The 4589-nt window shown below is 44.5% G+C and carries 5 protein-coding genes and 1 pseudogene; 5 read left to right on the forward strand and 1 reads right to left on the reverse strand.

Annotated elements, in window-relative coordinates:
• The 4 genes and pseudogenes from A3735_RS12730 to hypA form a co-directional block, all read left to right on the forward strand.
• Positions 1-249, forward strand: a pseudogene (locus tag A3735_RS12730) (NADP oxidoreductase); the annotation flags it as partial.
• A gap of 16 nt (positions 250-265) precedes the next feature.
• On the forward strand, positions 266-1723 hold the full coding sequence (locus tag A3735_RS12735) for a Ni/Fe hydrogenase subunit alpha (protein ID WP_068511663.1): 1458 nt from the start codon (positions 266-268) through the stop codon (positions 1721-1723).
• A gap of 15 nt (positions 1724-1738) precedes the next feature.
• Complete coding sequence (locus A3735_RS12740) at positions 1739-2191, forward strand: hydrogenase maturation protease (protein ID WP_068511665.1); 453 nt, start codon at positions 1739-1741, stop codon at positions 2189-2191.
• A complete protein-coding gene (gene hypA, locus A3735_RS12745; RefSeq protein WP_068511667.1) occupies positions 2184-2546 on the forward strand; it encodes a hydrogenase maturation nickel metallochaperone HypA in 363 nt (120 codons plus the stop codon). Before A3735_RS12740 ends, hypA begins: the two co-directional genes overlap by 8 nt.
• Here the strand turns inward: hypA and A3735_RS12750 are convergent.
• A complete protein-coding gene (locus A3735_RS12750) occupies positions 2524-3891 on the reverse strand; it encodes an integron integrase (RefSeq protein WP_068511670.1) in 1368 nt (455 codons plus the stop codon). The genes hypA and A3735_RS12750 overlap by 23 nt on opposite strands.
• A gap of 141 nt (positions 3892-4032) precedes the next feature.
• Here A3735_RS12750 and A3735_RS12755 point away from each other — a divergent pair.
• A partial coding sequence (locus tag A3735_RS12755; protein ID WP_156499645.1) for a hypothetical protein occupies positions 4033-4589 on the forward strand: 557 nt, incomplete at its 3' end.

Here is a 4589-nt window from a genome sequence, read left to right on the forward strand (position 1 = left end):
GATCCGCTAAGAGAATGCCTGGACGAAGCCTATACCACGCCCAAGGTACTCAACCCAGAAAACCAGATACCAAATGACCCAGCTCTACCTTTGCTGCTCGACAAGGTTTACACCTGCGTCGATGTGGTCAAAGTTGACTACCAGATTCCAGGTTGTCCACCTTCTGGCGATGCGCTATGGAGTGCTTTAACAGCCTTGATCAAAGGCGAGCCACCTTCGCTTGATTATTCACTGATCAAGTTTGACTAATTCAAGGGCTGAAAAGATGAAAAAAACAAAAGCTCGGATCGTAGAAATAGAACCCCTAACGCGAGTCGAGGGTCACGGCAAAGTGACGATTCACCTCGATGAACAAAACCAGGTGTCTGAAGCGCGCTTACATATTGTCGAGTTCAGAGGCTTTGAGCGCTTTATCCAGGGCCGATTACTTTGGGAAGTGCCTGTCATCGTTCAGCGCTTGTGTGGCATCTGCCCGGTAAGTCATCACTTAGCAGCCGCAAAAGCTATGGATATGATTGTCGGTGTTGACCAACTCACGCCCACCGCCGAAAAAATGCGCCGCCTAATGCACTACGGCCAGATTATGCAGAGCAACGTACTCCACTTCTTCCATCTCAGTTCACCTGACCTGCTCTTTGGTTTTTCTGCTCCCGCTAAAAAGCGCAATATCTTTGAAGTCATTAAAGCCTTTCCTGACCTGGCCAAGAAAGGCGTATTAATGCGCAAGTACGGACAAGAAGTTATTCAGTACACCGCAGGTAAAAAAATTCATGGCAACACAGCCATTCCGGGCGGCATCAGTAAGAGTCTTTCAGTTCAAGAACGAGACAAACTACTACAAGATATCGATCAGATGATTGAGTGGTCACAAGAAGCGGTCGATATTACGCGCAACTATACACTTGAGCACCTAGGGCTGGTAGAAAGCTTCGCCAACTTTAAGTCTAGTCATATGTCACTGGTTCGTGATGACGGCGCTTTAGATTTATACGATGGCCAGCTTCGCGCAATTGACGCCAACGGCAACTTGATCTTTGACCAAATGGATTACCGGCACTTCGATGATTTTATCAAAGAAGAAGTAAAACCCTGGTCGTACATGAAGTTCCCCTTTATCAAGAGCCGGGGCAATGTTGACGGTTGGTATCGGGTCGGCCCACTGGCTCGCATGAATACAGTCAGCTTTATCGACACCCCCTTGGCCAATGCTCGTCATGAAGAATTCAAAGAGTTCTCCCAACATAAGCCTGCTCATATGTCTTTGGCCTATCACTGGGCACGAATGATAGAAGTCCTTCACTGTGTCGAAAAGATCAAAGAACTACTTCTTGACCCGGATATTATGGGTACGGATCTCAAACTAACCGGCGATCGTCGTGAAGAAGGGATAGCCGTAATCGAAGCGCCGAGAGGCTCTTTATTCCACCATTACAAAGTCAATGAGAATGACCAAGTCACCTACTGCAACTTGATTGTCTCGACAACCCATAACAATACCGCCATGAACAAAGCAGTGACCGATGTCGCCCGAAAATATATTTCAGGCAAGAACAAAATATCGGAAGGCATGCTCAATCATATCGAAGTGGCCGTTCGCGCTTACGACCCATGTTTATCTTGTGCAACCCATGCGCTCGGCCAAATGCCGCTCAAGGTGGAGCTGTTTGATCATGAAAATAAACTGATCGACAGTAACAGCCAGTTTGTAGATGGCCAACACTAGATGAGCAAGATCTAGATGATTAAGAAGATACTCTTTATTGGCTACGGCAACCCTGGCAGACAAGATGATGGCCTCGGCCCGGCGCTTATTAAAGCACTCGAAGATGACTCAATACTTGCTGATAAAGTAAGCCTTTCTTCAAACTACCAACTCACCGTCGAAGACGCTTACGACATTACACAGTACGACACGGTGGTATTTGTAGACGCGAGTTTAGACTCTTCCCCACCCTTTTCGTTTAATGAAGCCAGCGCTAATGATCAACAAAGCCTGGGCAGCCATCAGCTTCAACCTGAGTCGGTTCTGCAATTGTGCCATACCTTATATGAGACAAAACCCGAAGCCTTTATTCTGGCAATTCGCGGCTACGAATTTGATGTCTTTGACGAGACACTGAGCCCGCGCGCCCAAGGCAATTTAGATAAAGCCCTCGCGTTCACTACCAAGTGGATTAGCGAGCATGCATGAGCTATCACTTGCGGAAAGTATGCGTGAACTCATTGAAGAACAAGCCGAAGCCGAGCACTTCAACTTGGTTGAAGCCGTTTATTTAGAGGTCGGTCAACTAAGCCATGTCGAGGCAGAAGCTATGCAGTTTTGTTTTGACGCCGTGATGAAAGGCTCCATTGCAGACAATGCGAAGTTAATCCTATCCCGCCCTTCAGGTATTGGCCTATGCGGAAGCTGCCAGAAACAAAGTGAAATCAAGCACCTATACGATGCTTGTTCTCACTGCGGGGCTTTCGGCTTAGAGGTGATACAGGGAGACCAGGTTAGGATTAGTTCTTTGCAGGTTAGCACTAAAGAAAGTCCAACGGACTAGAAGTCTTGCCCTTAGAGAAATTAGCTGTGTGGGTATAAATCATCGTCGTGGCAACGTCGGAATGCCCCAATAGTTCTTGCAGCATTCTAATATCCATCCCGCGTTCCAAATGATGCGTGGCAAAACTGTGACGAAAGGTATGACAGGTAACACGCTTTGCAATCCCGAGCTTTCGAGCGCAGTACCTGACCGACTTCTGCAAGGTCGACTCGTGTAAATGGTGCCTGCGCACTGCTTTCGACTTGGGGTCGAGCGATAATTTGGCACTAGGAAACACATATTGCCAAATCCATAGCTGGTCATTTTTGCCATACTTCCTAACTAATTCGGCTGGCATATAAACACTACCATAACCTTCCTTTAAATCGGTTTCATGCATCGCTTTTACGTCTTTCAAGTGCGCTTTTAGTGACCCTTGAATTTTAGCAGGAAGCGGCACCACCCTTTCCTTATTCCCTTTGGCATTGCGTATGATAATTTGCTGATACGCAAAATCGATATCTTGAACTCTAAGCCGAATCGCCTCCATCAACCTTAGACCACAGCCATAGAGCAATGATACCAGTAGCAATTGAACCCCTTGTAGTTCGGCTAATATTTCGTTTACTTCATCGGCAGACAAGACAACCGGCAACTTCTGACGTTTTTTTGCCTTGACGAATTGGCTAACATCACCAAGCTCAAGGTTTAAAACCATTTTGAAGTAAAAGACTATTGCATTCAGCGCAAGCGCCTGCGTTGAACTCGACACACCCTTATCAACAGCCAAAAATGAAAGATAGTCAATCACATCTCTGGCAGAGTTACCTTGGGTGTGACTATTAGAACAGAACTTTAAGAAGCGATTAACCCAATGGACATAAGTCTTTTCGGTGCGAATACTGTACCCCTTAGCACGCACCTGATAGATTAACTTCTCGACTTCTGGTGCATTTGCACTGCCCTCCAAGTCCATATTTTTGCTTCGACCTGTTACAACAGGCGTATTATTTCGCGCATTCGAGACATGATCAGCCTCCAACTCTTTGCACGACATTTTCCAATAATCCCAATCAACCTGCTTACAAAAGGGGGAATGAATACTTAGAAACAAACAATGAATCGCATCAACCACCTGACGCTTCTGCCAAGCCTTGAGCTTGTTACTCTCAAGTAAGTTTGAGAAGTAATCCTGAACACTTTGATCGGTATGTTCCTTAAGCCGGACGTCCGTATAATACCGAATAAACTGCTCACAATGACGCACATACCACTGGAACAGAGCGGGCTTGATATTGCGCTCAGAAAGTTGAGCTATATAGTTGTTCCAAAAACGTTTTTCTCGATCATCCGTGACCTGAGACATATCTATTTCCTTATGCTTTATTTACAATCCTTTGTAAATTTCAAATATGGATTATACGGACGCCGCCTAATAAGGTAAATTATGGATTCCGTATAAGAAACTGTTAGAATTTTTAGGCATCATCCACAAAAGGAAGTATTAGTGATTAAAAAAATACGAATATTAATTTTCATTGCTGTTTGTTCTGCTCTTTTACCAGCTTGCGCTCATTTTTCCTCAAGTTCTTTCCAAGAAGAATATGTTCAAGGTGATCAAACTACATTTAACACTGGTGATTCTGTATTTCTTAAGATTAATAGTTATGCCAATTGGTCTGACTATTCAACGGTTAACACGCTAGTTGCAGATGCACTCCAAGAAAGCTTTTCTAAAAAAGGTATAAAAGCAAAATTTCTCTCTGAGAAAGATGAGCTTCCTCAGAGTTATCTTGAAATTGTTTCTATTGTTGATAATACCGCAGGTGATGAAAGTCGTGACTTTGATCCCCTTTCGTATTTATCTGCAGTTTGGTGTGGCTTGTCAGTTTTTGTTCTACCTATGATTAGCACCGATTTCGATGTGCTCGTAAAAATTAACCGATTTGAAAATGGTCAAATTGTGTCTAGCCATTTGTATTCAAGTCATATGTATCAAATGGCTGGGTTTTCTATGATTCCATTTATGAGTTCGGACGATGTTGGAGACGATATTGCCTCTAT

This window comes from Oleiphilus sp. HI0061 (genome assembly GCF_001635675.1).

Excerpts from the sequence above, each read along its gene's own strand:
- A3735_RS12735 (WP_068511663.1), top strand. The coding sequence starts at position 266 with ATGAAAAAAACAAAAGCTCGGATCGTAGAAATAGAACCCCTAACGCGA.
- A3735_RS12750 (WP_068511670.1), bottom strand. The coding sequence starts at position 3,891 with ATGTCTCAGGTCACGGATGATCGAGAAAAACGTTTTTGGAACAACTAT.
- A3735_RS12740 (WP_068511665.1), top strand. The coding sequence starts at position 1,739 with ATGATTAAGAAGATACTCTTTATTGGCTACGGCAACCCTGGCAGACAA.
- hypA (WP_068511667.1), top strand. The coding sequence starts at position 2,184 with ATGCATGAGCTATCACTTGCGGAAAGTATGCGTGAACTCATTGAAGAA.